Source organism: Allobosea sp. P1_A7 (assembly GCF_056406775.1).
In genome coordinates, this window is the sequence record NZ_JBFTZN010000504.1 from 1 (window position 1) to 2052 (window position 2052).

The 2052-nt window shown below is 60.5% G+C and carries 1 protein-coding gene; it reads right to left on the reverse strand.

Annotated elements, in window-relative coordinates:
- Positions 1 to 764: 764 nt before the first annotated feature.
- Complete coding sequence (locus AC1D34_RS36955; protein ID WP_476826950.1) at positions 765 to 1391, reverse strand: helix-turn-helix transcriptional regulator; 627 nt, start codon at positions 1389 to 1391, stop codon at positions 765 to 767.
- Positions 1392 to 2052 lie beyond the last annotated feature (661 nt).

A 2052-nucleotide genomic window follows, 5' to 3' on the forward strand; every position in this document is an offset into this window, starting at 1 on the left:
CAAATCCATCCACGACAATCATCACGAACGACCCAGGCAAATCACCTCGCACCTGCCGGCTTCAAATCGGAATGGGGTGCCGGAATGAAATCGGAACAGGGTGCCGAATTCATATCGGAATTGCCCGCCGAATTCGTCGGAATCCGCAGATAGTAGCGCTTACGATCACAGCAAGGCCGCAGGCCTAGCACGCTGATGCTCGGCATTAAGCGCCCGGAGCCGAGACCTGTCAAAAGCTGGCCGTCAGGGGGTTGGGCTGCACGACCAGCCCCCGCCGGATTGTCCGCAGGCTCACTCTAATCGAAGGATTGCCCGCTAAGTTCATCATGGGCGACGCATTCTCTGACGCCGATCCCCTCCGGGCGCCAGTGCCGCCACTAGCCCCTCGCAGAGCCCCAGCGGTCCTTGCTCACGTCGCGCCAGGCTTGCGGCATGTAGATCGTGTTGATCGCCTCAATCAGCGGCGCCCGTGGGATGTGCGCATACAGGCGCGACATGTCGTCGACCGCATGCCCGGGGATGCGTGCACCCCATTGACCACCAGTTCCGTGGAAACGCTATGCCGGGCCGAGTACGGACTGATGTCGTTGATGCCTGCCCGCCGCCGCGGAAGGTGACTGCTCAATACGCTTGTCGGGAACGTCCGGCGCATGCCAACCTGGAGCAACGAGACCTGAAATTAGCCCGCTGCTCCGTAAGGGCGGCGGGCTTGCGTTTAAGCGGGCGTGGTGAGCACTTTTCCCGAGCGAGAAGCCTGGCGGTCCTCACGGCAAGACGGCGATCCGGGTCAGCAATGTGACTAGTTCCGCTTGGCGCTTCGTCTGGGTTTTAGCGAAGAGGGCGGAGAGTTGCGAGCGAACGGTGGATCGGCTGAGGTGCGAGTTGCGGGCAACATCCAACGGCATCTCGCCCCGCGCCATTTTCAAAGCAAGGCGAGTCTCGGCCATGGTCAGTCCAAACATGCGCCGAAGCATCAAGGGACTGGGCTCGAGATGCGCATCAAGATCGAGCAACATGACCACGCTCGTGCCGTCTGGCACGTCGCCCGTGGACTGATTGAGAACGAAAGGGGAGTCGTATTGATCCCAGATTACGATCCAGGCCAGCGGGCCAAGTGCCGGGCGGTTCGGCGCGCGCGCCAGCAATCGCTTGAAGGCGCAGGTTAGCTGGTCGAGATCATGAACCGAGCGCGCCTCGCGACCAAGGATAAGCCGGGCCGTGGCGTTAGCCTCGACGATCGTTCGGCCGTCCTTGAGGAAGATATAGCCGCAACCCATGCGGTCGAGCATGCTCAGAGCCAGGGCGCTGCGAGATTGGCTGTCGCGCGGTGTGTCGGATCGTTCGTCCTGCTGACCAGCCGTCGCTTTCCTCAGTGTCGGATCAGAGATCATAGATCAAACCTCTCTTCCCTCGGTCGGGGAGCGCTCGCGACCGATGGCGTGCAACGTGAGAGCCGCGAAAAGGTTTCCCGATCATCGACCATCATCCGTTTGGGCGACTTGGCGCGATGGACTAGGGGTGCGGGCCTCCGGCTCGCGACGACAGTGCGGACCGGGCGGCGCGAAGACATTTAACAATGTTAATGCGCGAGGCTCGGCGGTCTGCGATCATCTGTATCGTCGCCCGCTGATACTCAAATCTGGCAACACGCCCTAGTCGATTCCGGCGTGAGTAGGATAGCTGCGGATGTCCCGATAACGACTGTTAATTGGAATGATCGACGTTTCACCTCGTGGCATTTTAGTGAGCCGGGCGCAGGGGAAGGCGAGCTGGATCTATCACGTCCTGGTTCCATTGAACGGGCACCATTTTTTGTATCAACTCGAGCGAATGGACCGATGGCTAAACGAGTGGGAGATTCCCTATGAAGTCGTTCCCAATCGGGCCGATGATTCGGGGTTGGTGGTCCGGTTCCCGAGCGAACGATTCGCCCGCGCCTTTATCTCCGCTCAGCTAGAGGATGTCTCAAAGGTTTTGCCGACTTGCCGAGCAATAGGCGGACAGCATCTCGGYGCTCGGCCCGGATCAGGAGCTCACTGAACGGGGTGATGC

Coding starts and splice junctions, on each gene's coding strand:
- AC1D34_RS36955 (WP_476826950.1), bottom strand. CDS start 1,391: ATGATCTCTGATCCGACACTGAGGAAAGCGACGGCTGGTCAGCAGGAC.